Consider the following 25,001-nt stretch of genomic DNA (forward strand, 5'->3'; position numbering starts at 1 on the left):
CCATCACGAGTCTGTGCGCGTCTCCTTCCCACTTGACACGAGCGGTCGGAAAAGGCAAGAAAAAGAAAATATACGGTTTAGTTTATTAACGCCGCTGGTGCCGCTTTCGTGGCGAACTCAGCGGCTGCTTCCGGATGACGGTTTGCAACATGGGCGTTCTGTACCTGACTACCCGACCGCTGAGGAGATTGTCGTGACTGTGTTTACCTGTGACCCGCCCGCTTTGCAGGGCAGCGTCCTGCTGCGCGAGCTGCATCAGAGGGTCGCTGGCGGGCTCGCCTCCGCCATCAACCTGGTCTCGGCTGCGGCCATCGGCGCCGAGGGGGCAGAGGCCAAGCATGCTCTAAGCGAGGTCGTCGAACTGCTGCATGGCTATGCGGACGTCCATCGGACGCTGGAGATGCCGCGCGCCGAGATGCTGATTCACGCCGAGTCCTATATCCACGAATTGGGCTACGGCATGCGCCGTGCGCTGCTGGACCGAATGAACATTCAGCTGACATTCGCGACCCGTTCTCTGGTGCTCCAGCCCGAGCGCTGCTGGCAGCTCGGCCTGATCGTCCATGAGCTCGTGATGATCGCGGCAGAGCACGCCTGCTTCGAAGCGCGGGCCGGCCAGATAGAGGTCAGGCTGACCCGCAACGGCGCGATGGCGAACTGCGTCATCGCGGATAACGGCTGGCGTTCGGTGCGCAACGTTTCGGATCGCGAGTTTCGAACCACAAAGAATCTCGTCCGAGCTCTCGGCGGCAGCATCGAGCGGGCCTTCGGCAAGGACTTCACGTCGATGATCCTGTCGTTCCCGCTGACTGAGCGGGAGCGGGCAGTGAACTGGACGATTGCAGCGCGCCAGATGAAGCCGCGTCGTTGCACGGCAGCGATCGTTTCCAATGATACGACGCTCGCCGCGAGAGCGGCGGTCAGTCGCGGCCGTGCTGTCGCAAACGAACCGGATCAGAAACCGCCTCGCCGGCGCCAGGGCCAATTGGCTGTGTCCTGCCGCTCCGTGAATGTGCTCGGCGAGCTGTCGTCACCCAGCCATCATATGGACGCGCCATGACATCCCACTCGTTCAATCCGCCTCAAACCGGTCGTGCGCCGAAGTTATTCGTCGCGGCCGTCGCGCTGGTCGCGGCCACGCTCAGCGGCTGCAATGACCACAGCGCATCGACAGTCACGCGCGCGGCGATCGTCCGGACCGCGCTCGTGCAGCCGCGCGACCGCCGGGCTGACATCACGCTGACCGGGGAGGTCCAGGCGCGCTTCCGAGCTGATTTGTCGTTCCGAATCAGCGGCCGCGTGCTGGCGCGCTATGCCGATGTCGGCTCCCACGTCAGGGCCGGAGAGGTGCTGGCGGTTCTTGATCCCGCCGAGCAACAGGCCGACGTCGATGCCGCGACCGCGGCGGTGACATCCGCGGAAGCTCAGCTGCGGGTGGCGATGGCTACCTTTGAGCGGCAGAGGTCGCTGATTGCAAGCGGCTTCACGACCCGCCCGGCCTACGATCAGGCGCAGGAGGGCTTGCGCTTGGCGGAAAGCACGCTGGAGGCCGCACGAGCGCAACTCGGCACCTCGAAGGAAGCGCTCGGCTACACGGCCCTGCGCGCCGAAGCCGACGGCGTCATCACCGCACGCAACCTGGAAGCAGGCCAGGTCGTGCCGGCCGCGCAGCCCGTATTTTCGCTGGCACGAGACGGAGAGCGGGATGCGGTGTTCGACGTCTACGAATCCGTCTTCCTTGGCCAGACCGACAGTCGCGGCGTCGCGCTGTCGCTGGTCTCCGACCCCGCGGTGACGGCGCTGGGACATGTCAGGGAAGTCTCGCCGGTCATTGACGCGAAGAGCTCAACGATCCGCGTCAAGGTATCGATCGAGAATCCATCGGCCGCGATGACGCTCGGCAGCGCTGTCGCCGGAACGGTCAAGGCGACGGCGCAGACCGAGATTGCGTTGCCGTGGAGCGCATTGATGGCGGCCGGTGAAAAGTCGGCGGTCTGGACCGTCGATCCGGCCACGCGCACGGCGTCGCTGAAACAGGTGACTGTTGGCGGCTACGAGGCGGGTGAAGTGTTGATCAAAGCGGGGCTCGAGCCCGGCGAGCGCGTCGTGATCGATGGCGGCAAGCTTCTGAGCGTAGGCCAGCTGGTGACTTATGAGGGAGACCGGTCATGAAAATGCAGGTCACGATGATCGCCGGCGCGGTGGCGTCGACATTGCTGCTCGCCGGCTGTCAGCAGGAGACGAAGGCGCCGGAGCCTGTGCGTCCCGTCCTGTCGATGCGGCTCGAGCCAGATCGGGGAGATCGCGCGGTGGCCGTTGGCGTTATCGAGCCTCGCTACAAGACCGATATCGGTTTCCGCGTGCTAGGACGGTTGACGTCGCGCCCCGTCTATGTCGGCGACCTTGTCAGCGAAGGACAGATTGTCGGGGCGATCGATCCGACGGCTCTTGACCTCGCCGTCCGTTCAGCACGAGCGCAGCTTGCAAAAGCCCAGGCCCAGCTTGCCACTGCCCAAGCGACGGAGAATCGGCAGCGCACGCTCATCAACAGCGATGCGACAACGAAGCAGACGCTGGACAACGCCGAGCAGGCGCGTGCCGGCGCGGAAGGCACGGTTGCGCAGGAACAGGCAAACCTCACGAAGGCGATCGAGCAGCTCGGCTATGCCCAGATCAAGGCGGACTTCGGCGGAGTGGTCATCGCAGTCGGCGCGGAGGTCGGCCAGGTGGTCTCGCCCGGTCAAAGCGTGGTCACGGTCGCGAGGCCTGAGATTCGCGAGGCCGTCGTCGATATTGGAGAGGATTTTCCTGTGCCGCTCGAAGTCGGCTTGCCTTTCACCGTCGGCCTGCAACTCCTTCCGGATGTCCAAATCGGGGGCAGAATACGCGAGGTCGCACCGCAAGCCGATCCCGTGACGCGCCTGCGACGAATTCGAATCGCGCTCGACAATCCGCCTGAGAGCTTCCGCCTGGGCGCGACCGTCACGGCAAAGCTCGGCAAGGACCAGAGCCCGGTGCTGCGTCTGCCCGCATCTGCGGTGCTTGCCAAGGATGGCGCGAGCTTCGTTTGGCTGGTCGATCAGCCCGCCGAAACTGTGTCGCTGCACAAGATCGATGTCATTCCCGACCAGAGCGGATTCCGCGTCACCGCCGGAATCGCTCCCGGCGCACGCGTCGTGACCGCCGGAGTTCACAGCCTCAAGGCAGGACAGCAAATCCGTATCGCACAGGATCAAGAGCCATGAAGTCTTTCAATCTTTCCGACTGGGCGCTCGGGCACCGCTCGCTCGTCTGGTATTTCATGATCGCCTTCATGGTGGCCGGCCTGTTTGCCTATCTTCAGCTCGGACGTCAGGAGGACCCGGACTTCACCATCAAGACCATGGTGATCCAGGCGCAGTGGCCAGGCGCCTCGCCCGAGGAGATGACGCGCCAGGTCACTGACCGGATCGAGAAGAAGCTCGAAGAACTGGAGTCGCTCGACTACACGAAGAGCGTCACCGTCGCGGGCCAGACCACCGTGTTCGTCTATCTGCGCGACTCCACCAAGGCGATCGACGTGAAGCCGACCTGGGTGCGGATCCGCAACATGATTGCCGACATCAAGGGCGATTTCCCGCAAGGGGTGATCGGCCCAGGCTTCAACGATCGCTTCGGCGACGTGTTCGGGAACGTTTATGCCTTCACGAGCGATGGGCTGAGCCAGCGGCAGCTCCGCGATCAGGTCGAGGACATCCGCGCCAAGGTGCTGACCGTGCCCGCTGTCGGCAAGGTCGACATTCTCGGGGCGCAGGACGAGGTGATCTATCTTGAGTTCTCGACACGCAAGATCGCCGCCCTCGGCCTCGACGTGCACGCGATCATGAATTCGCTCCAAGGCCAGAACGCAGTCGCCCCCTCAGGGTTGTTCCAGGAAGGGCCCGAGCGGATCAGCGTCCGCGTCAACGGCCAGTTCACCTCCGAGGCCAGCCTGAAGGCGGTCAATCTTCGCATCAATGACCGCTTCTTCCCGCTGACCGATGTCGCAACCATCACGCGGGGCTACCTCGATCCGGCCAGGACGTTGTTCAGGTACAACGGTCAGCCCGCGATCGCGCTCGCGATCGGCATGAAGTCCGGCGCAAACCTGCTGCAGTTCGGCAAGGCGCTGAAAGAACAGGTGAACAAGGTCATCGCCGACCTGCCGATCGGCATCGGTGTACATTTGGTTGCCGACCAGCCCGTTGTGGTCGAGCATGCCGTGTCGGGCTTCACGGAGGCGCTGTTCGAAGCCGTGATCATCGTGCTCGGCATCAGCTTTCTCAGCCTTGGCTTGCGCGCCGGGCTCGTGGTTGCCATCGCCATCCCCCTGGTGCTTGCGATCACGTTCGTGGTCATGGCCTATTCCGGCATCTCGTTGCAGCGCATTTCGCTCGGCGCCCTGATCATTGCGCTCGGCCTCCTGGTCGACGACGCGATGATTGCCGTTGAAATGATGGTGGCCCGGCTCGAGATCGGCGACCCCTTGGAAAAGGCGGCGACCCACGTCTATACGTCGACCGCGTTCCCGATGCTGACGGGCACCCTCGTCACCGTGGCCGGCTTCATTCCGATCGGCCTGAACAGCAGCAACGCCGGCGAGTTCACCTTCACGCTCTTCGTGGTGATCGCGGTTTCGCTGATCGTGTCGTGGATCGTCGCTGTGCTGTTCACCCCGCTGCTCGGCGTCACTATCCTGCCATCTCAGATGAAGGGCCATCACGAGGACAAGGGACGCTTGGCGCGGATGTTCTCGCGCCTGCTGCTCTTCTGCATGCACCACCGCTGGAGCACGATCGGTGTAACGGTCGCCGCCTTCCTGCTTGCAGTCGTCGGTCTCCAATTCGTGCAGCAGCAGTTCTTCCCTTCATCGGATCGCGCTGAGCTCGTGATTGACTGGAACCTGCCGCAGAACGCCTCGATCACCGACACCAACGCGCAGATGGCGCGCTTCGAGCGCGAACAGCTGCAGGCCAACGACTCCGTCGATCACTGGTCGACCTATGTCGGCACCGGCGCGCCGCGGTTCGTGCTCTCGTTCGATCTGCAGACCACCAACACCTGGTTCGGTCAGCAGGTCATCGTGACCAAGGGCGGCATCGCGGCGCGCGATCGTCTCAAGTCTCAGTTCGAGAACTATTTGAGGACGACGTTCCCCGGCACCGACACCTACGTGAAGTTGCTTGAGGTTGGGCCGCCGGTGGGACGCCCCGTGCAATACCGTCTCAGCGGGCCGGATATCGCCAAGGTCCGGGATCTTTCGCAGAAGCTTGCCGGCATCGTTCGGAGCAGTCCCGATCTCGGCAATGTGGTGTTCGACTGGATGGAGCCTGCCCGCGTCGTCAAGGTCGATGTCCTGCAGGACAAGGCGCGCCAACTCGGCGTAACCTCCGAAGATATCGCAACCACGCTGAACTCGGTGTTCGAAGGCTCGCCGATCACCCAGGTGCGCGACAGCATCTATCTCGTCAATGTCATGGGACGCGCGACCGCGCCGGAGCGCGCCTCGATTGATACGCTGCGCGATCTGCAGCTGGTCGGGCTCGGCGGTCAATCGGTCCCGCTGGGGGCGATCGCCAATTTGCGCTATGAGCTCGAACAGCCGACGATCTGGCGGCGCGCGCGGATTCCGACGATCACTCTCAAGGCGGCCGTCGTCGGCAATGTTCAGCCGAAGACCGTCGTGGACCAGCTTGCGCCCAAAGTGGCCGAGTTCACCAAAGGGCTGCCGGCCGGGTATTCGGTGAGGATCGGCGGCTCCGTGGAGGAGAGCGCCAAAAGCCAGGCGCCGATCATCGCCGTCGTTCCGCTCATGCTGTTCGTCATGGCCACGGTGCTGATGGTACAGCTGCAGAGCTTCGCCCGCCTGTTCCTCGTGTTTGCGGTCGCGCCGCTCGCGGTCATCGGCGTGGTCATGGCCATGCTGCCGAGCGGGGCGCCGCTTGGCTTCGTTGCAATCCTCGGTGTGCTCGCTCTCATCGGCATCCTGGTCCGCAACTCCGTGATCCTGATCGTGCAGATCGAGGATCTGAAGAAGGAGGGGCGGCCGGCCTGGGAGGCCGTGGTGGAAGCGACCGAGCACCGGATGCGGCCGATTCTGCTGACCGCGGCCGCTGCGAGTCTCGCGCTCATTCCGATCGCGCGCGAGATCTTCTGGGGTCCCATGGCGTACGCCATGATGGGCGGCATCATCGTCGGAACGCTGCTGACGCTGCTGTTCCTGCCAGCGCTCTATGTGGCGTGGTTCAAAATTCACCCTGATCACGGCGATGATCACGTTCGGCCGGAGACGGGGACCAAGGCTGCCGCGCACGACCCGTCTGCAGCGCAATGCCTATCCACGCATGACCTGCCAGAGCCGGTCCTCGAGCCGCAGGCCTGACATGCCGACGCGGTCTTGAGGGCGCAACGATGGATATCGTCAGTTCGCTTGCCGCCTTGGTGCGGGTTACCGAAACAGGTTCGTTCTCGGCCGTCGCGCGTGAGCGCGACGTCAGCAAGGCTGCCGTCACGCGCCAGATCGCGTTCCTTGAGGAGCATTTCGGCGTGCGTCTTCTGCATCGGACGACGCGCAAGCTCAGCCTCACCGAGGACGGTCGGACGCTGCTCGATCTGGCAAGGCCGGTGCTCGAGGGTGTCGAGACGATGGAGGCCACGCTCGGACGGCAGAGCACCTCGCCTGTCGGTCTGGTGCGGGTCGGGATCATGGTCGCGGCGAGCCATTTTCTCGCGCCGCGTCTGCCGACGCTGCTCGCAAGCAATCCGGGGCTACAGGTCGAATTGATCGTGAACGACCGCTTTGGCGACATGATCGAAGACCGACTCGATCTCGCGATGCGGGCAGGCGAAATCACCGACGTGTCGGTCGTTGCGCGGCGGATCGGGATTGCAGCGCGCGTGGTCGTCGCAGCACCACGTTATATTGAAGCCCGCGGGCACCCCAGCACGCCCGTGGAGCTTGGACGCCACACTTGCATCGTTCACGACGTCGGGCCGGATTCGGATATGTGGACTTTTGGCGGGTCGCACGGCGCCGAGGAGGTCCGGGTGTCCGGCAGTATTCGCGCCAATGATGGTGCCGTCGTTCATTTGGCGGCGCGTGCGGGCTACGGCATCGCGTTTCTACCGCTTGTGCAAGTGGTCGACGATCTCCGCAGCGGCGCCCTGGTTCGCGTGTTGGGCGACCGTCCGTCGCCTGGGCTGCCGTTAAGCCTCACCTACTCATCACGGCGTCATTTGGCGCCTCGTACGCGAGTGGTAATGGAATTCATCATCGAGCAGGTCCGTCAAATGCGTGGCGCGCTCGCGGCCACCTCCGATGAGAGCATCCTCTGATCTTCCTTTATCTGCCTCGCGTGTCCGCGACTCGGAGCACGCGGAGCGTCTGATCCGATTGGCACGAATTGCGCGACGGTGTTTTGCATCCCGTCTGCTTTTTCCGAAACGGGCGTTGCGTTAGCTCTCCCTTGGTTTCAGCACCGAAACCGGACCACGGAGAGAAGTATGAACAAGGTCTTCGCCAGCGGCATGATCGTCGCCGCTGCATTGGCAGCCGCAGCGCTTGTGATGCCGACCCAGCCGGCCGCAGCAAAGGAATACGAATTTTGCCGACAGGACTGGGGATCGGGCATGCGGAACTGCGCCTTCGATACGATGGAGCAGTGCGTCGCCATGATCTCGGGTCGTGGCGGAACCTGTGTCCGCAACCCCGTCGGCAACGAGCCGACCGCATCCTATGCCTACGCCTCGAAGGCGCATATGCGCTCTCACCACTGAGAGCATCGAGGGCTTCTGGTTCTGGCGCGCCCGCCAGAACCAGAGGCGTCTGCGTCATGGGCGATCCCGTGGCTTCTGCGACCTGGTAGAAGCGAGCCGCGACGCCTCCCACGGCCGCCGAGTGTGACGCCCTTTTTGTCAGAACTTGCTCGATGCAGGGGCATGTCGAGCGTGTAGGTCTGATCGCGAGCTTCAGGCGCCGCGTCGGTCCGAGATGACGTCAAGGGAGCGATTGCGAAACGGCGGCCGAGGCAGCTTCCTGCTTAGTCCTGCTTGGGATCTACAGCCGCTGACTGGCGGGCTCGGCAGGACTCGAACCGTCAACCAAACGGATGAAGCAACGTTTCGGTCGTTTTTGCCCGAAGGGGCTCAGCGCCGCGTCGGATCGGTGAATTTTGTCATCCAAGCATCCTTGGGCTTCCAATGGAGCGTCTGCTCAGACCAGTAGACACGGCTGTAAAAGGGCAACGGGTCAAGATATCTGGCATTGGAAACTCTTTCGTGGCGCTGCAACTAAACCCCATGCTAAAGAATTGCGACAGCTCACAGCGAGAGGTCGCAGGTATGAAAAAGAGCGATGTGATCTGTTCCGAGTGCGGTGCTGGATTTCGTCGTATCGAATTATGCTCCCAGACTGGGGAAAGAGGCGAGTATCGCTGTCCGGTCTGCAACAGCTCGTTGGAGGTCTTCGACGGTAGCAAGCTGATCGTCTACCGTCTTACCATCCAACCCTGTACGAGGGCCACGCGCGATTGAAGCCCTTCAGCGTAGCTCTCTTTCCGTGGGGCCTGCCAACCAGCGACTCGACCCCGACATTCTGGCGGTTCGTTCGAGAGGGCTGCCAGCGGTCCATTCCGACAAGGGGAAAATCCGTTGCAGGTTCAATGCATGTTTGAAGAGGCGTCTGTCGGAGGGGCCCTCGATTTATCGAGGAGATCATCTGCCTCTTAATCAGCGGGTCGCAGGTTCGAGCGCTGGTGCGCCCACCACCTTTAAGAGATTGGCCCACAAGGGCTTTTTTAAATTCATCGGCAGAACAAACCAGGTCTCGTGCGACGCTTTTAGTGGTCGTACGTCGTACGCGGTGCGACGAGTCGGATAATTCGACAGCCTTGTTCACCGGGCGCGGGCGATTGTCGATGGCTACGCCCTCGTGTTCACGGATGCCGGAGCGCTCGGCTCGTTCTAAGAATGAATCGAAAGACAGAGCGCTCCGCGGGCGCGCTGCGCGACCTTGGCTTCACGGGCCTAGCTAGGGCTGAAGTCCAACCATCGCTGAAACAGGCCAGCCAAATGTGTCGCGGCTCCGATGTTGGGCGCCGGTTGGGGGGCAAAAGCCGCGCCGATTCACAAGCCACGCAGGGCGGATCGTGGCGGACCGCATACAGACATTCATCGAGGCTCGAGCCTGAGCCGCAAGGCCGTAGCCGATGGTGGACTTTGTCATCCAGTCGAGCTTTACCATCGAGGCTGACGGTCTTTTTTGATAATAGTGGGTTTAGCGATGTAGCGGACCCCCGCGCTGCGTTTCCAACGGCAACCTACGACTTCCTGCTAAGTCGCGCGGTTCTGCAGGGGTGCTCCATATAGCGGGCCAATCGTTAGGGCGCTTTCGACGAGCGAATGACGCGTCTCGAGTCAACGTGCATAGCTTCTGCGCCGGTAATCAAATCGAGCAGCTCCGAGGTGATCTCGGTCTGACGCGCCTGACGCGCGTTTTCTTGCAATCCCGCGAGCTTCTTGCTGACATTGTCGTGTGCCGACTCCATGGCAGCGAAGCGCGCGGCGTTCTCGCTCGCGATGGACTCGACCGCAGCCTCGGTCAGCAGCGCAAAGACGTATTCGGCCATCAGCTTCTCGAGCAGGGGACGCGGCGGCAGATTGTGGAGGGGGACCTGACGTGCTGGCTTTGCAACCAGCGTCGCCGTGTCAAGTGGAAGTAGCAGACGACGCTCGATCGTCGATGCGGCGCCCTGACGGTAACGGCCGAACATGACGTCCACTCGTACTATCTCACCGCGCGCGATGCGCCCGTAAATCTCGCTCGTTAGATGATTGACCGCATCGGGCGCTCCCGACGGACGAGTCGCCATGGGCCTTGTCCAGGCCACCTTGCGGCCACGCTCGAAAGCGAGCGCCGCCCCGCGGCTCCCCAGCACAAAGAGCAGATCAGCGGGTTCGAGAATCGCCTCGGCCGTCTCAAGCATCCTCTCATTGAAGCCGCCAACGAAGCCATGCTCGGCAGCGCACAAAATGAGGGCGCGGCGACTCAGCTCCTGATGCGTCTCTGGGACGGGCTGCGGCATGAGCAGAAGCGCGCTACCAATCCCGGCGGCCATCGAGTCGGCGTAGCTACGAATACCGGGCAGTGCATGCTGCGCTTCCTGCACTCGTATCCCGGCGAGCGAACGCATTGCGCCCACGATCTCGAGCAATTCGTCCATGCTCGCGATATGGTTTTGGATTTCCGAGAGACGCGTCATTGGGCTCCCTCCTGCGAAATCTATTCGCCGACCGATTGGGCCAGGGCGATCAAGCTCTCCTTGAGCCGTGCGCGAACGGCATCGGGAAGCGGCTCGGCTTCGTCGTCGAGCGCCCGAATCTCGGGGCAGTGTTCCGCGAGCCAGGGGGCCAGGCCGGCACGAAGCGCGTCGATGCGATCCAGTGGCAGGATATCCAGCGCGCCGTCGGCAACGGCGCACAGCAGCGCCACCTGTTCGCCCAGCGACTGCGGCGCGAACTGCCGCTGGCCGAGAACGGCGCGAATGCGCCGTCCGTGCTCGATGACCTTGCGGGTGCGCTCGTCCACCATGGTGCCGAAGCGGGTGAACACTTCGAGCTCCAGAAACTGCGCATACTTGAGGCGCAGACTCTCGGAGAGGGCTTTCAAGACGGGCGCCTGCGTCTTGCCGCCGACACGGGAGACGCTCTTGGCGATATCGACCGCCGGCTTTTGATCTTCGTAAAACAGGCGCGGATCGAGATAGATCTGCCCGTCGGTGATCGAGATCAGGTTGGTGGGGATGTATGCGCTGATATTGCCGGCTTGCGTCTCGGCGATAGGCAGCGCAGTCAGCGAACCGCCGCCGAGCTCCGGCCCCAGCTTCGCCGCCCGCTCCAATAGCCGCGAATGGATGTAGAAAATATCACCCGGATAGGCTTCGCGGCCCGGTGGTCGGCGCAAGAGCAGCGAGACCTGTCGGTAACAGGCGGCGTGTTTGGTCAGATCGTCGAGAATGACCAGCACGTCGCGCCTCCGCATCATGAAATATTCCGCCATGGAAAAGGCCGAATAGGGCGTGAGCCATTGCAGTCCGGGCGGGGCATCGGCTTCGCCGATGACGAAGATGCATCGCTCCGGCGCCCCATACTGGCGCACGGCGTTGATAACGCGGGCGACAGACGATGCCTTCTGTCCAATGGCCGCATAGACGCAGATCACATCGCTGGATTTCTGGTTGATGATCGTATCGACCGCGATAGCGGTCTTGCCCGTCTCGCGGTCGCCGATAATGAGCTCGCGCTGTCCACGGCCAAGCGGAATCATCGCATCCACGACGAGCAGCCCGGTCGCAAGAGGCTTAGTTACCAGCGCGCGATCAACGATGACGGGCGCCGCCTGTTCCACGGGCGCGAGTTGCGCGCCTTCAATCGTACCCTTTCCGTCAAGTGGTGTCCCAAGCGCATCAACGATGCGACCGAGCAGCATTTGGCCCACCTGAACGCGGGCCACCTCTCCAGTGCCACGGACAACACTGCCGGCCGCAATGCCGGCGGTGTCTCCAAGGAGGATGCAGCCGATGGCATCATCCCCAAGATCGACGGCAAGGCCGCGTACGCCGCCTTCGAAGATGAGCAATTCGTCCAGTCGCGCTTGCGGGAGCCCTCCGACCATCGCGACGCCGTCGCCGATCTGAAGAACACGCCCGATATGTTCGAGATGCGGGACCAAAGGCAATGCTGCGAGCCTTTGCCTGCTCTCCTGTGCCCAGCTTTTCAACTCCTCAACGAGGGCCGCCATGGGAGCCTACCTCGGTCCGCGTCGCCGCAAGCGCGCTCTGCCAGGAGAAGCGCAAAATCGCGGTCGGAAAATGCAGTTCTGCGCCCGCGATCAGGGCGGGATCGACCGCGAACGTCATGGCGCCCGCGACGCCAAGGGACTGGCGCAACCGCGCGTTCCACTGATCGGCCGTCGCTGGGGGCAGGGCGCAGGCGGTGACGATCGTCAGCGGTTTGCCGTCGGCGAGCTGACGCACCAAAGCATCGCGTTCGGCTTGCGGCATTGCCTTCAGATGCTGCTCGATCCGCTCGATCCAGGCTTCCGCGCGATATTGCATGGGTACCTCCGCGAGCAGCCTCTGGGCGAGGTCGGCGCCGAGATCGAGGGCCAGCCGGCGCGCCTCATCGAGCGCGCTTTCGCGCTCGGAGGCGAGCGTCTTGCGCGTTGAATCCATCAGGGCCTGTGCGTCGCGTTCTGCCTGTGCGCGCCGCGCTTCGGCCATCTCCTGCGCTTGGGCCGCTGCCGCCTTAAGAGCTGCCTCTCGTTCGGCCGCGATGCCAGCGCGCTCGGCTTCGACCGCCGCCAGCTCCGCGTTCGCTTTCGCTTCGAAATCCCTGACGGTGTCGAACTGGCGGCGGACCTCCGCTTTCCGCGCATCGATCATGGTCAGCACCGGCTTGTACAGAAACCGGTACAGCAGCCAGACCAGGATGCCGAAGTTGATGGTCTGGAGACCTATGGTCCACCAGTCGAGGTGCATCACTCACCAGGCGTATGGATTGGCGAACAGCAGCAGCAGCGCGACGACAAGGCAGTAAATCGCCATGGTCTCGATCATCGCGAGGCCGACAAAGAGCGTGCGCGATATCGTTCCGGCCGCTTCCGGCTGGCGCGCGATGGCGTCCATGGCTGCAGCAACAGAGCGGCCTTCCGCCAGCGCCGGGCCGATTGATCCGATCGAGACCGCAATGACAGCGCCGATGATCGAAATGAGCTTGGGATCCATTGAGCCTCCTTAGCCCTTCGCGACGCTGCCGACCGCGGCGCCGATAAAGACGGTTGCGAGTACGGTGAAGATGTAGGCCTGTACGAGGCCCACTAGAATCTCGAGCGCCATGAGCGGGATCGGGACAAAGAGGCCGGCGAGCGCCACCACGAGACCGATGATGAACTCGCCGCTCATAATGTTGCCGAACAGTCGCACCATCAGCGAAAAGGTGCGCGTGATTTCCGAGAGAATATTGAGGGGCAGCATGATCAGTTTAGGCTCGGCGAAGCTGGCGAGATAGCCGCGCAAACCGCGTTCGCGCACCCCGAAGTAATGCACCGAGAAAAAGACAATCAGCGCCAGGGCCGCCGGCGTCTCGATCTTGCTGGTTGGCGCCTCGACGCCGGGGAGTACACCGGAGAGGTTGGCGACCACCAGAAAGATTATTAACGTGCCCAGCAAGGGCAGGAACGGCCGCGCATCCTTGCGAATGACATCCTCGATCTGGCCGGCAACGCTGGTGACGATGCCCTCAAGCAGCGCCTGCCGCCCGTCGGGCAGGATTGCCAGGCGGCGCGTGACGAACCGGCAGACTAGAGCCAGCGCAGCCATGATGACCCACGTCGTCACCACCGGACGCGTGATCGCCACCGGACCAATATGAAAAAGCAGCGTGCTAGTGAGGGGCGAGGATTGCATCAGCCGCCCTCCTTTTCGCGCGCAGCGCCAACGCGCGCGCCACCAGGAACCCGGCAAAGCCGCTGAGCAACGGCGCTGCTCCGAGTTTCGCCGCGATGAGCAGAAAGCCGACCGCAGCGCCAGCACGTCCCAGCGTCAAGGCCACTGGACCAAGCCAGCTATCGCTGCGGACAAGCAGCGTCACGCTGCGCTTGAGAGCCGCAAAATACGCCAGCCCAAACATCAGACCCGCAAATGCCGTCAACAGCGTGAGTTCGGGATGAGTGATCAAACTCGTGCGGATCATGCGCTGTGCATCCTCTTCCATGCAAATGTGCAGCCCGCTGCCAGACCTGCCACGAGCAGGCCCAGGTCCAGAAGATCCCGCTATGGAAGGTCCGGTCGAGCCAGCGACCGGCGAAGATGCCGAGCAGTGTCGGAACCACGATGGTCCAGCCCAGTGCTCCGATCATGGCGAAGTTCTGGCCCAGCGACCGTTCGCCCTCGCGCTGCCAGCGCTCGCGGCGTTCCTGCCGTCTTCTGACCGCCTGTCCCAGCCGCTCGTGATTTTCGGGCTGCGTCATGACTCCAGCCCCTCTTGTGACATCGGGCCGGCCAGCCGCGGCACGGGGACGGGACGGTCGGGCCGCAGGAAGCGGTAGATCTGCCGGATCGCTGCGAGATAGAGGCGCTGCGCATCAGTGCGCGCCGTAACCTCATCTTCGCTGCGCCGCCGAAAGCTTGCGAGCACTTCGGTTTCGAGACGGTGCAGATCATCATCAGCCACGGCTTCGCGCGTCGCAATGGTGATTGCGTTCCCGTCGTGCACCGCAAGCATGCCGCCGCGCACCGCGATGTGATGCTCGCCGCCGCCCTCATCGCGCCAGCTCAGGACCGAGATTGCCAATGCCGTGAGAAAATCAGCATGCCCGCGCAGAATGCCGAAGGCGCCGGTGTCGTCCTCGGCGCGCACATACACGACGTGGTCGGCCTTTGCGATGATCGCCAGCGGTGTGGTGACCGTGAGATTCATGACATCGCCTTGGCGCTGGCACGCTCGCGCTCTCGTGCTTCCTCGAGCACGCCGATCATATAAAGCGAGCTCTCAGCCCAGTTGTCGGCTTCACCATCGAGAATGGCGCGGCATCCGGCCAGTGTGTCGGCAACCTCGACCGTTCGCCCTTCCTTCCCGGTAAAGGCAACTGTGACCATGAAGGGCTGCGTCAAAAATCGCATGAGGCGCCGCGCGCGCTTGACGGCCTGACGATCAATGGCGCTCAGCTCTTCGATCCCAAGGAGCGCAATGATCTCTTGAAGATCACGATAGTGGGCGATGGTTTTGCGCACTTCCTGGGCGGTCCGGTAATGCCCTTCGCCCACGAGGCGGGCATCGAGGAGCGTCGAGCTCGAGGCGAGCGGATCGACGGCGGGATACATGGCCTCGCTGGCCATCTGGCGCGACAGCACGATGGATGAATCGAGATGGCTGAAGATTTCGGCGACGGCAGGGTCGGTAAAATCATCGGCCGGAACATAGACAGCCTGAATTGAGGTGATCGCTGCGCCGGCAACCGAGGCGATGCGTTCCTGCAGTTCGGCGATCTCGCTGGCGAGCGTCGGCTGATACCCAACGCGCGAGGGCAGACGCCCGAGGAGGCCCGATACTTCGCCACCGGCCTGCACCAGGCGGTACACGTTATCGATCAGCAGAAGCACATTTTCGTGTTGCACGTCGCGAAAGTGCTCTGCGATGGTCAACGCCGTGAGACCCGCGCGCCAGCGCGCGCCGGGCGGTTCGTTCATCTGACCAAAAACGAGCGCGGTTCGCGGAAGCACACCTGACTGCTTCAATTCGAGCAGCAGCTCGTGCCCTTCGCGCGAACGCTCGCCGATGCCGGCAAACACTGAGATTCCAGAGTAACGTTCGACCGTCGTACGGATCAATTCCATGATCAGCACGGTCTTGCCGACACCAGCGCCGCCGAACATCGCTGCCTTGCCGCCCTTGACGAGCGGGGCGAGCAGATCGATGACCTTGATCCCGGTGTGGAAGATTTCCTGAGAGGCGCCGAGCCGGTTCAGTGCAGGAGCGGATGCATGAATGGGACGAAAAACTGTGCTTGGGGGCAGCTCGGGTCCGCGGTCTGCGGGCTTACCGACGGCGTTCAGCAGACGCCCGAGCACTGCATCGCCAACCGGTGTCTGGATTGGTGTGCCCAGGGCGCGCGCGGACACGCCGCGGCTAAGCCCGGCCGTATTGCCCAGCGCGACGGCCCGGATTGTCACGGGATCAAGATGCTGCTGGACCTCCGCCAGGACGGGCGTGGGCTCATCACGATCGATCACGATGCCCTCATTGAGGGCCGGTAAAACCCCTTGGGGAAACCGGACATCGACGACCGAGCCATGGATCGCGGTCAGGTGCCCTGAGACCTGCGTGTCATGCGATGCGTCCGCCATTGCCCGTTTTCGCTTGCTCGCTCAAAATCCTAAGCTTCTCACGCTTGGCGTCGTTGACGTAAGTCAAGTGTTTGGCTTCGGAGGGTCGATGGCGAGCCGCGACGTACTGACAGTGGGCAATCGTCTTTTCATGAAGCGCGAGCCACTAACGCCGGGAAGGCTATTCCTCATTGCGAAGTAATTTTCTTTGCGGGCTCCAGATCTGCAAGCCGTGCCGGTCGATTACGTAATGATCTGAACCCAAGGTTTCAGCGGCTTCGAGCGCCGCTTCGAGGGACTGAAACGACTGCATGGTATGGCCGTGGCGAGTCGTGACGCGAAACGGAGCGTGTAGGTCATGACCCTCCCTGGCTTGTCCGAGGAATTTGCGCAAGCGAGCTGTTACTTGGTTTAGCATCCAGCTTTCATGGGATTCCTGTTCGAGAATATGTTATCTTAACATCGGCACGTTATCAAATGGATCGGTGATCGCAAGCTCGGGTCGGGAGCGCGCTGATCGGGAAACGGCATTACCGCACAACGGCGAATTCGCCATCAACTGCTTTCCAGTGAGCCGGCCCGACACCGATAGCTTCGTCTTTCCTTCGAAAGACCGGTCCGTCGTCATCTTCGGCCGGATCGCCTCGCGGGCCTCGGCGTACCGGACGGTCCCGTACGCAAGGAACTGGAAGCAAGCAGTGGCGTTCTCAGACGGCAAGGGATCGACTCCGAAGAGGTGCTCGGCCTGGCAGAACGGCAAGAAGCTCGCGATCGTTGGAGATGCCGATCCGCAGCGGGGATCTGAGCCGAAAACAAGCAGCGCGTCTCAGATCGGCAGGTCCAATTGAGGTTCGCCCTCCGCCTCGGCCTGCAGCGATGAGAGCGATACGCCCAACAATCTGACCGACTTCGGAATCGGCATCTCGCATTCGAGCAGACCAAGGGTCAAGCGATTCAGGTCTTGGCGGCTGGAGATGGGGGATGCGACGGACCGGCTACGGGTGATGATCTGGAAGTCGGAAAACTTCACCTTCAACGTCACGGTGCGGCCGAAATTGCCGGTGCTTTCGCAGTGACCCCAGACCTTGTCGATCAAAGGCTCAAGCTCGGCGACCAAGGCCGCAAACCCGGTGAGGTCGCCGGAGAAGGTGTTTTCGGCACCGACAGACTTTCGGATGCGGTTAGCGCGAACCGGCCGTTCGTCAACGCCGCGAGAGACCCAGTAGTAGTAGGCGCCGGCCTTTCCAAAATGGGCGTTCATGAACCCACGGGTCTGATTGCGCATGTCCATGCCGGTAAAGATACCGAGCCTGTTCATCTTCGCATTGGTCGCCGGACCGATGCCGTGGAATTTCCCAACCGGGAGTTGTTCGACGAAGGCTGGTCCCATCTTAGGGGTGATCACGAATTGGCCGTTTGGCTTCCGGTGATCCGAGGCGAGCTTCGCCAGGAACTTATTATAGGAGATGCCGGCGGAGGCGGTCAGGCCGGTCTCGCGCAGGATCTTCGCCCTGATCGCGGTGGCGATATCGGTGGCGACGGGAATGTCCTGCATGTTCCGCTTTGCGGTCACCGATCGCATTGCTGAGCGGACGCCGAATGCTCGAGCTTCATAGCTCGCCGCGGCCACGACGCCGCGTTCCTTCGATCCACCAACGGCGACAGGCTTGCCGCGCAACCCCGGATTATCGCGCTGTTCGACGGACGCGTAGAAGGCATCCATGTCGATGTGGATGATCTTGCGACGGGGCGCTCCCGATGCGCCATGCTTCGGATCGGACTCGGGCATGCCTGGATTGTACAGAAACTTGTCAGGCAAGTCGCTGGTCAGGCCCAGTCAGTCGCCGGGTATTCGGGGCAGGTGTCAACGATGACGCGAGCACGTCCGCGACCGCAAGGGCCGCTGCTTCCGGCAAGATCCCTGGCGGCGAACATTCTCGGGCGATGGGGCACTATCGAGGCCGGCGCGGCGAGGGGGCCTTCGTGCTCGGCGCCGAGGACGCGTCGTTGGTCCTGCTCAGCGCCGGCATGCTTCTCGATGGCGTCTTCTACCTGTGCTGGCCGGCCTCCTACTGTTGAGGCTAAATCGGACTTCGCGCATGGCGTCTCCGCCGACCGGATCAGATCGAGCGTTTTGGCCCGTCGGTCCCGCCGATGGAGGGCGGAGTTCCTGCGGCATCTGCCGCAAGGGACGCGGGTACCGACCCTGCCGGAGCGGCCTGTCGAAGCGCTGGAGCGAACGATACGCCAGCCTTCTCGAACTCGCCGCGCTTACGACGGGCCGGTGCGCTGTCTGGCAGACGGGCATTTGCCAGCAACTGCGAGTGCGCTGTCGTCGAAAGCGTACTCTTTATACGATATCGAGCCGATCCGCGATCGTCCAGAGGACCGACACTCCTGCGCTGCGCCACCGATTAAGATCAGCATACGAGAAACGTGATCACTCCGATGATCGCGGCGGTTATCGAGTCGGTGCCTGGATTTGATTTACCGATCGGGAATTTTTGTGTGTCGTGGTAGTTTCTGAGTAGGGAAGTTCCCGTTCGGGAAATTTTACTCTCAGGAGACATTTTGATCTATTATTTTCCCGCTCGGGAAATCTAGTCTTGCTAAGACGCTCTTGGGGCATTAATATTCCCGCTCGGGAAATTGACATGACCATCACGACCACCTCAGAGCTCGGCGAGACGATCCGAAACCGGCGGACCTCCCTAGGTCTCCGGCAGCGGGACCTTGCCTTGGCAGCGAACGTCGGCGTCCGGTTCATCGTCGACGTCGAGAATGGCAAGGAGACAAGCCAAGTCGGTCTGGTCCTCCGCCTGCTGCAAGCGCTAGGCATCCGGCTGACGGCGGAAATGAGCCCAGCGCCGGCGGCTCGGTTGGCGAGCGAGGAATCTGAAACCTTCGACCCTGATTACTTCACGCCGTCATGACGAGCAAGCCCAAGGCCGGCAGCGCCGGCGAGACCCTGGAGGTCCGGTACGGCGACAAGCTCGTTGGGCTGCTGCGCCGGCGCTCGGACGAAATTCAGGACATCGAATTCGTCTACGACGAAGCGTGGGTGAAGGATCCTCGGGCGTTCGCCGTCTCGACTCGCATGCCACTCGCCCAGCGCGTTCACGAGCCGGACGTCGTGTACCGATGGTTTTTGAACCTACTGCCAGAAGGCCGGACGCTGAGGACCGTGGGCACCATCCTCAAGATTCCGGAGGCGAACGTGTTCGCGCTCCTTGAGGAGTTGGGAGAGGACCTTCCGGGTGCGCTCGAAGTCCGCCGGTCCGCCGACCAGCGACCGAACCGGACGCCGCGCTACAAGCGGCTCACCGAAGCGGAGCTCGCCGCCGCCATCCGGCGCCTTCCGGAGAGGCCGCTTCTCGTTGGCGAGGAGGGCATCCACATGTCTTTGGCCGGCGCGCAGGACAAGCTTCCTGTAGTCCTGTATCCGGACGGCGGCATCGGCCTCGCGCTCGACGGTGCGCCGACGACACATATCCTCAAGCCGGCCAACAAGCACTTCAGCAACGCCGTCGAGAACGAGGCCTTCTGCCTTCGCCTGGCGGCCAAGACGAAGCTGCCCGTCGCCGAATGTACGATCGGAAAGGCGGAGGATCTCGATTACCTGCTGGTGAAGCGCTACGATCGTGAGCCCCACGGGCGCAGCCTCCGCAGAATCCATCAGGAGGATTTCTGTCAGGCCGCTGGGCACATCCCGTCGACCAAATACGAATCCAATTCGACGAACAAGCTGCGTGGGCCGACCCTGAAAGATTGCTTTGATGTCCTGCGGAACACGCAGGCAGGCGCCTTCAACGTCGCCCGCTTCGTCGATTTTCTTGTCTTCAATGTTCTCTGTGGAAACGTCGACGCGCATTCGAAGAACTATTCGCTGCTGCTGCAGCCAAGCGGCGCCATCTCCATGGCGCCGCTCTATGACGTCATGAATGGCGACATCTATCCGGACGTGACGCGAAATCTGGCGATGAAGATCGCCGGCCAGAACCGCGGTCACTACATCTACGTCCGACATTGGGATCGGATGGCCCGGGAAAACCAGCTTTCCGGCGCGCAGGTAAGGCGCCGGGTCGCCGAATTGTCTCAGGCCGTCCTCGATGCGCTGCCGTCCGTCGTCGAAGAGTTGAACACGTTGAAGAAGTCGCCGGTCTACCAGCAAATCTCGGATTACGTCGCCGGGTATTGCCGTGACATGCTGCGGAATCTGAAAAGCGATCCTCGGGAGGAGCCCGAAGAGGACTCGGATCCCGAGGGCGCCATACGTCCGCCCGGGTTCTCTTGAGCATTTCTGCCGAACTGCTCCGGAGAGCATATTCGGCTGGTATGAAGTTTCCGGCCGACTCCGGGATCGAACGCGCGACAGCTGGGGTGCCGCCGCTGCCTGAAAGTCAGTGGGTTACCTTTGGTTCTGGTGTAGGGCAGGCCGCAGCTTGCCGCTTTTTGCGCCCATTGACAAGAAATCTCATTTTATCGGCCAAACCAAATCAGCAGCACACCTCCGAGAACAAGGAGAAAAGCGCCCTCGTGCCAACGAGTGAGACCAGAGCCGGCAAACCTTTCTCCCATTGTGTAGGTGGTCCGTAGCACGACCATTCCAAGCAGGCAGCTAAGAAGACTGGCCGCCCGCGCAGGTGTGTCTCCAGACCTGAGCATGGACAGGGCAAGGATGACCATTAAGCGAAAGGAAGCGAATGGCCCGTCGTCCCAACGTGGCCGTAGAACCTTGGGCGTTAAGCATTTTGCGTCACACATCAACTCGGACAGTGGAGGCACGTCATACAATAATGATCGTGTCGGGCAATCTTGCGGGAGATCAAAAGGATGGAAGGCTTCAGTTATCCCGCGGCGTGACGCATGTCGCCGCTCGGTGAAGCGTTCCCGCATGGAAAGTGAGGGCGGGACGTAGCGGGTCTTATCGTCAAGATTTGAGAGGACGCAGCCGTTGAACGAATAACGTGGGCCATGAAGGCGCAGTGCCTGATCGCTCTGCTGCGGTTCGCCGCGGGGGCTCAGCCGGACCTGCCTTCGCGGGTGCCGAGCCGGATCGGCGGCCGCAATGTTGAACCGTATCGTATCGTCCCGGCCGCCCACGCTGTCTGGCTGTTCGTATCGAAAATTATTCGCAGATGAGCAGCGGGCCAGACCCCTGGGGGCCGCTGCCGATCCTCCCAGGAGGCTAATCTAGTCGTCCGTTAAGAAGCCTGTTTGACGGGCCGGGTGGCCAGCTGCGGAGCGCCAAAGGGCGATCAGAATTGAGGCCAGCAGATCCCTCAGCCATGCGAGGACGCGGCGGAGGTTGTGGCCAACGGCAGTGAGAATGACGTTGATGGCGTCGCCGTCACGGCCCTTGAGATGGCAGCGGCCGAGATGGCCGTCGCTCTTCATGTGACCGATGATCGGCTCGATGGCGGAGCGGCGGCGGAGTTCACGTTCGATCGCGCCGAAGACACCGCGCTTCTGCCCGGAGATGAAGACGCGACGCGGGCGCTCCGTCGTGTGGCCGCGATATCCCTTGTCGACATAGGCGCGCTCGATGGCGCATCCGGTCAGCTTCTCGGTCGCCTCGATGATACTGCCGAGCGTATGGCCATCGTAGGGATTGCCGGGGAGAGATCGAGCGTGGAGCACGAACTGGCCGCCCGGGGCGCGGCCGTTGGTGGTGACGATCGACGCCTTGACGCCGAACTCGTAAGGCGCGGACGCCTTGCCCTTGCCGATGCATTCGACCTCGGGAGCGTGGAAGGAATAGAGCTTCCAGCCCCGCTGGCGCTGCTGCTGCGATCTGATCTGGCTCGCGCGGGCCAGCGGGGCCTCGAACACCGCTTCGAGCTCGGGGCGACCTTCGATCTTGCGGCGGATGTCACGGATGATGCGGCCGAGCCGGCTCTTCAGCAGGCGTAATTGCCGCTGATGGCGCTTGAACTGCTTGGCATGGGCATAGCGCGCAGCCATCATCGCAGCTCGCTCGGCGATACGTCGGTACGACTGCCGCAACTGCACGCCGTGTTTGCGGACCAGCCGGTTGAGCCCTTCGATAGCCGCATGCAGCAGCTTGGCATCGGTCGGAAACGTGATGGCCTTGGGCTGCACCGTGGTGTCCACCGTGACGCGCTTGAGGTCGCGCGGACGCAATGCGCCTGTGTCATGCGCCACACGCAGACTCTCCGCGAGCAGGAGCTCAAGCTTGTCACCCAGGCGCTTGCGCCAATGGCTCAGGTCCGAAAGTGATATGATTATTTTAAGCAGCGCTGACGACGTCGGGGGCACGAGTCCAGGAGAACCCAGCCATGAAAAATTTGGCGCTTATCATAACACTCATTGTCCTCGCGATGACCCCCCCGGCTTCGGCCCGAGGCTCAGTCAGCACGCGAAACGACTGGTCGACATTGTCCGCTGACAAGCTTCAGCATTTACCCGCACCAATCGGCTCTGCCATCCGCGCAGCTCAGAAGGCTTGCGGAGATGACGAACCCAGGGCTCGAACCGGATTTCTACGATATCTCCGAGCAGAGATTGGGCAGCAATTTGTGTCGCTCCACTTCGATCAATTCCATTGTGCGCAACCTTCTGCACTGTGCAGTTCTGCGGGGTGCATGCATCGTATCTTCTTGACCGATGAAAGGGGGCAGACCCGTGAGGTGTGGCAGGCCCAAACGCACGAAATCGATATGGATGACAAGGCGGGACGGGCTGCCGTCAACGTGAATTGTGGCGATTTCTGCGCCTCCAGGCTGTTATGGAACGGCAACGGCTTTTCGAGGTAGCCGTTCGATCTTTGCAAGGGCGAGCACGCCAGAACCGAGGCGCGGAATCCGCTCTGCACCTCACCTCTTGCAATCGCTAAGCCCCCGCGGTGGCGAGCTGGAATATCCGCACAAGCACCAAACCGCCGGCGACGAGGAGATAGCCGCGCAGGACGATCATCCACACCCGACTGAGCACGCTGAGTTGGGCCGGAGGCAGCTCACTAAGCGGCGGCATTCGCCAATTGTCGTACACGTCAACCTTTCGTTTGGCTCGCTTTGGCCAGGCGCGCGCGGCAGACGGGCGACGCGAAAGCTCGAATATTTTTGCGCCGATGGTCAGTAGGCCGCCAAGAATGCTTCCGCCAACCAGGATGCCCACGATCCATTGCTCGCCCATGTCCGGAAAAAGCACGGAAGCCGTAAGAATGGTCGACAGCAGCACCAGCACCGCGATAATGGCCCCGGTGAAGAGGTTCAGCATCCGCGAATTCGCCCAGGGGCCTAGGACCGCCGTATCGTTGCATAGCAGCAGCAGGAACACCGTCGCGCTCGGCAGCAACACGCCAGCCAGAGTCTGGACTGCGTTCGTCAACAGCCCGAGCGGCGTTCCCGGCGTCAGCACGAGGACAGCGGCCACGATGATCAGTGCGAAATAGACGCCATAAAAACCCTTCGCGTCCGACGGCCTGCGATGCAGTGAATGCTTCAAGGAAAATACGTCGCCGATTGCGTAAGCAGTGGACAACGAGACCGCGGCAGCGCCAACAATACTGGCGTCCAGTAGGGCGAGCGCAAATAGCACTGCTGGTAGACGACCGGCATATTTCTCCAAGCCGACCGCCGTACCCAACGCATCGGTATAATTGCCGAACTCAGGTCGTCCCGTGAAAATCGCCGCCGAGAAGCTGATCATCGCCACCGCGCCCAGGATAACGAGCGCGATGCCCAGGCAAAGATCCCAGCGCTCGTATTGGATGAAGCGCGGCGTGATCCGTTTGTCGATGAGATAGCTTTGCTGGAAGAACAGCTGCCAGGGCGCAACCGTAGTGCCGACGACGGCGATGATCAGCAGCATGACCTCGCTGAGATTGCCGTCCTTTGGCATTTTCGGAACCAGGAAGTCAGCCGCGATCTGCTCCACCGGCGGATGTACCATCAAGACGACTGGCACCAGCAGCAGGCTGCCGAAGACCAGGACGATTGCGAACCGCTCGAAACGGCGGAAGTTTCCAGTGCTGACAGCGAGCATTACGATCAGGGCAGATGCCAGCACGCCCCAGAACTGCGACAGGCCGAGATACCGCAAGGCCAGACTGATCCCGATGAATTCGGTGACGAGCGTCAGTGCGTTCAACAGGAACAAGTCTATCACGCTGAACGCACCCCAGAACTTGCCGAAGCGCTCAAAGATCAGCCGTGCATGACCGACCCCGGTCACCGCGCCAAGGCGCACCACCATCTCCTGGTTCACATAGAGCACCGGGATCAGCAGCATCAGCGTCCATAGCAGGGTCGTTCCGTAATTCTGCCCGGCCTGCGTGTAGGTGCCGAATGCGCCGGCATCGTTGTCGCCCACCATGACGATGAGGCCCGGTCCTAGGATCGCGATCAGCGTTCTCCATCGCGCCCAGAATCCCCTCCGCGGCCCATGATCATGGTGCCGGATGGTGCCGAGTGCGCCATGGATATCGCCGATATGGGCCTCGTCGAGCACGGCGGCCCGGCTGACCTCCTTGTGAGCAGGATTCATGATGTTCATTGTGCATCCCCTGAACTGGCGGGATCGATGTTCGACTAAACGGCGATCTGCTCGAGCGCAGCCACTTGCCCGCCGCCCGGAACGAGGCGCGGAGCGCTTAAATACGGCAGCTCGCCTTGATTGCCGGGTGGCTCGTCCGCAATGGCCGCGAACTCCCACCGGCACTCCAGGCGCCCTCCATCAGAGGTAAGCGACCAACGGCAGACCAGCGCCTCGCGCGGACGCTGGGCCTGCGGGCGACCAAAACCAAGCCGGTTGTCGTTGGTATAGATTGGGGAAAAACCAACCGCTGCGCTCCGCAGGCCGTTCGGCCGTTGCACGCCACGCCGGATTTTTGCGAATTTCTCGAACATCGCTCACCTCCACCCCGCGCTCGGCGACGGGATGGTGAGCATGGCGGGTCGCTAGGCGCGACCGGCAATCCTCACGCGGCCGCAGCCGACACGATCGATTCTGAATTTCTGCGGCATCACGGGCCCCGTAACGGGGCGGGTCATGCCAGAGATGCTACTGCCCATGGTTCTTTCAGGAGTCTCTCGACTCCGCTCGGATTGCCTTTGGTCCTCAATGCGGTCCAGAACGATC

20 protein-coding genes and 2 pseudogenes are annotated in these 25,001 nt (G+C 62.3%); 9 read left to right on the forward strand and 13 right to left on the reverse strand.

Annotation, left to right across the window (positions count from 1 at the left end; all coding sequences use genetic code 11):
- Window positions 1-13: 13 nt before the first annotated feature.
- The 6 genes from BBTA_RS06685 (at window position 14) to BBTA_RS06710 (ending at window position 7,794) form a co-directional block, all read left to right on the forward strand.
- Window positions 14-1,060 carry a sensor histidine kinase gene (locus BBTA_RS06685; RefSeq protein WP_244424375.1) on the forward strand — a complete coding sequence of 349 codons (1,047 nt, stop codon included), beginning with the start codon at window positions 14-16 and terminating at the stop codon, window positions 1,058-1,060.
- On the forward strand, window positions 1,057-2,172 hold the full coding sequence (locus BBTA_RS06690; RefSeq protein WP_012041693.1) for an efflux RND transporter periplasmic adaptor subunit: 1,116 nt from the start codon (window positions 1,057-1,059) through the stop codon (window positions 2,170-2,172). Before BBTA_RS06685 ends, BBTA_RS06690 begins: the two co-directional genes overlap by 4 nt.
- Window positions 2,169-3,245 (forward strand): efflux RND transporter periplasmic adaptor subunit, encoded by a 1,077-nt coding sequence (locus BBTA_RS06695; protein ID WP_012041694.1) that lies wholly within the window; start codon window positions 2,169-2,171, stop codon window positions 3,243-3,245. Before BBTA_RS06690 ends, BBTA_RS06695 begins: the two co-directional genes overlap by 4 nt.
- Window positions 3,242-6,400 (forward strand): efflux RND transporter permease subunit, encoded by a 3,159-nt coding sequence (locus BBTA_RS06700; RefSeq protein WP_041750399.1) that lies wholly within the window; start codon window positions 3,242-3,244, stop codon window positions 6,398-6,400. The genes BBTA_RS06695 and BBTA_RS06700 overlap by 4 nt, the downstream gene beginning before the upstream one ends.
- Before the next feature lie 29 nt (window positions 6,401-6,429).
- Complete coding sequence (locus BBTA_RS06705) at window positions 6,430-7,353, forward strand: LysR family transcriptional regulator (RefSeq protein WP_012041696.1); 924 nt, start codon at window positions 6,430-6,432, stop codon at window positions 7,351-7,353.
- A 168-nt stretch (window positions 7,354-7,521) separates the two neighbouring features.
- Window positions 7,522-7,794, forward strand: a complete 273-nt coding sequence (locus tag BBTA_RS06710; RefSeq protein WP_041750400.1) for a DUF3551 domain-containing protein — start codon at window positions 7,522-7,524, stop codon at window positions 7,792-7,794.
- 1,601 nt (window positions 7,795-9,395) lie between these two features.
- Here BBTA_RS06710 and BBTA_RS06715 read toward each other — a convergent pair.
- From BBTA_RS06715 to BBTA_RS06760, 10 genes and pseudogenes are all read right to left on the reverse strand, one after another.
- A complete protein-coding gene (locus tag BBTA_RS06715; protein ID WP_049795317.1) occupies window positions 9,396-10,277 on the reverse strand; it encodes a F0F1 ATP synthase subunit gamma in 882 nt (293 codons plus the stop codon).
- Window positions 10,278-10,297: 20 nt separating this feature from the next.
- Window positions 10,298-11,815 (reverse strand): F0F1 ATP synthase subunit alpha, encoded by a 1,518-nt coding sequence (locus BBTA_RS06720; RefSeq protein ID WP_041750401.1) that lies wholly within the window; start codon window positions 11,813-11,815, stop codon window positions 10,298-10,300.
- Window positions 11,799-12,554, reverse strand: coding sequence for a hypothetical protein (locus BBTA_RS06725; RefSeq protein WP_041750402.1), 756 nt, complete (start codon window positions 12,552-12,554; stop codon window positions 11,799-11,801). The genes BBTA_RS06720 and BBTA_RS06725 overlap by 17 nt, the downstream gene beginning before the upstream one ends.
- A gap of 3 nt (window positions 12,555-12,557) precedes the next feature.
- Window positions 12,558-12,800 carry a F0F1 ATP synthase subunit C gene (locus tag BBTA_RS06730; protein ID WP_012041702.1) on the reverse strand — a complete coding sequence of 81 codons (243 nt, stop codon included), beginning with the start codon at window positions 12,798-12,800 and terminating at the stop codon, window positions 12,558-12,560.
- A 9-nt stretch (window positions 12,801-12,809) separates the two neighbouring features.
- Window positions 12,810-13,481: a F0F1 ATP synthase subunit A gene (locus tag BBTA_RS06735; RefSeq protein ID WP_041750403.1), complete on the reverse strand. Its 672-nt coding sequence runs from the start codon at window positions 13,479-13,481 to the stop codon at window positions 12,810-12,812.
- Window positions 13,459-13,788 carry an ATP synthase subunit I gene (locus tag BBTA_RS06740; RefSeq protein WP_041750404.1) on the reverse strand — a complete coding sequence of 110 codons (330 nt, stop codon included), beginning with the start codon at window positions 13,786-13,788 and terminating at the stop codon, window positions 13,459-13,461. The genes BBTA_RS06735 and BBTA_RS06740 overlap by 23 nt, the downstream gene beginning before the upstream one ends.
- Window positions 13,789-13,834: 46 nt before the next feature.
- A pseudogene (locus BBTA_RS41250) lies at window positions 13,835-14,044 on the reverse strand (AtpZ/AtpI family protein); the annotation flags it as partial.
- Window positions 14,041-14,493 carry a F0F1 ATP synthase subunit epsilon gene (locus tag BBTA_RS06745; protein ID WP_012041705.1) on the reverse strand — a complete coding sequence of 151 codons (453 nt, stop codon included), beginning with the start codon at window positions 14,491-14,493 and terminating at the stop codon, window positions 14,041-14,043. The gene BBTA_RS06745 and the pseudogene BBTA_RS41250, both read right to left, overlap by 4 nt.
- Window positions 14,490-15,920 carry a F0F1 ATP synthase subunit beta gene (gene atpD, locus BBTA_RS06750; protein ID WP_012041706.1) on the reverse strand — a complete coding sequence of 477 codons (1,431 nt, stop codon included), beginning with the start codon at window positions 15,918-15,920 and terminating at the stop codon, window positions 14,490-14,492. Before atpD ends, BBTA_RS06745 begins: the two co-directional genes overlap by 4 nt.
- A gap of 805 nt (window positions 15,921-16,725) precedes the next feature.
- Window positions 16,726-17,688 carry a DNA polymerase IV gene (locus tag BBTA_RS06760; RefSeq protein ID WP_041750406.1) on the reverse strand — a complete coding sequence of 321 codons (963 nt, stop codon included), beginning with the start codon at window positions 17,686-17,688 and terminating at the stop codon, window positions 16,726-16,728.
- Window positions 17,689-17,843: 155 nt separating this feature from the next.
- On the opposite strand from BBTA_RS06760, the gene BBTA_RS41620 reads away from it, so the two are divergent.
- From BBTA_RS41620 to BBTA_RS06770, 3 genes are all read left to right on the forward strand, one after another.
- Entirely contained in the window at window positions 17,844-17,978 is a 135-nt protein-coding gene (locus tag BBTA_RS41620; RefSeq protein ID WP_256374692.1) for a hypothetical protein, read from the forward strand.
- Window positions 17,979-18,553: 575 nt separating this feature from the next.
- Entirely contained in the window at window positions 18,554-18,832 is a 279-nt protein-coding gene (locus BBTA_RS06765; protein ID WP_063719753.1) for a helix-turn-helix transcriptional regulator, read from the forward strand.
- On the forward strand, window positions 18,829-20,193 hold the full coding sequence (locus BBTA_RS06770; protein WP_012041709.1) for a type II toxin-antitoxin system HipA family toxin: 1,365 nt from the start codon (window positions 18,829-18,831) through the stop codon (window positions 20,191-20,193). The genes BBTA_RS06765 and BBTA_RS06770 overlap by 4 nt, the downstream gene beginning before the upstream one ends.
- An 899-nt stretch (window positions 20,194-21,092) precedes the next feature.
- Here the strand turns inward: BBTA_RS06770 and BBTA_RS06775 are convergent.
- The 3 genes and pseudogenes from BBTA_RS06775 to BBTA_RS06785 all read right to left on the reverse strand — a co-directional run.
- Window positions 21,093-22,133 (reverse strand): annotated as a pseudogene (locus BBTA_RS06775) (IS5 family transposase); the annotation flags it as partial.
- A gap of 618 nt (window positions 22,134-22,751) precedes the next feature.
- A complete protein-coding gene (locus BBTA_RS06780) occupies window positions 22,752-24,416 on the reverse strand; it encodes an NRAMP family divalent metal transporter (protein ID WP_012041712.1) in 1,665 nt (554 codons plus the stop codon).
- Window positions 24,417-24,451: 35 nt separating this feature from the next.
- Entirely contained in the window at window positions 24,452-24,769 is a 318-nt protein-coding gene (locus tag BBTA_RS06785; protein WP_012041713.1) for a hypothetical protein, read from the reverse strand.
- Window positions 24,770-25,001 lie beyond the last annotated feature (232 nt).

The sequence above is a fragment of the Bradyrhizobium sp. BTAi1 genome, assembly GCF_000015165.1.
Lineage (GTDB): Bacteria > Pseudomonadota > Alphaproteobacteria > Rhizobiales > Xanthobacteraceae > Bradyrhizobium > Bradyrhizobium denitrificans.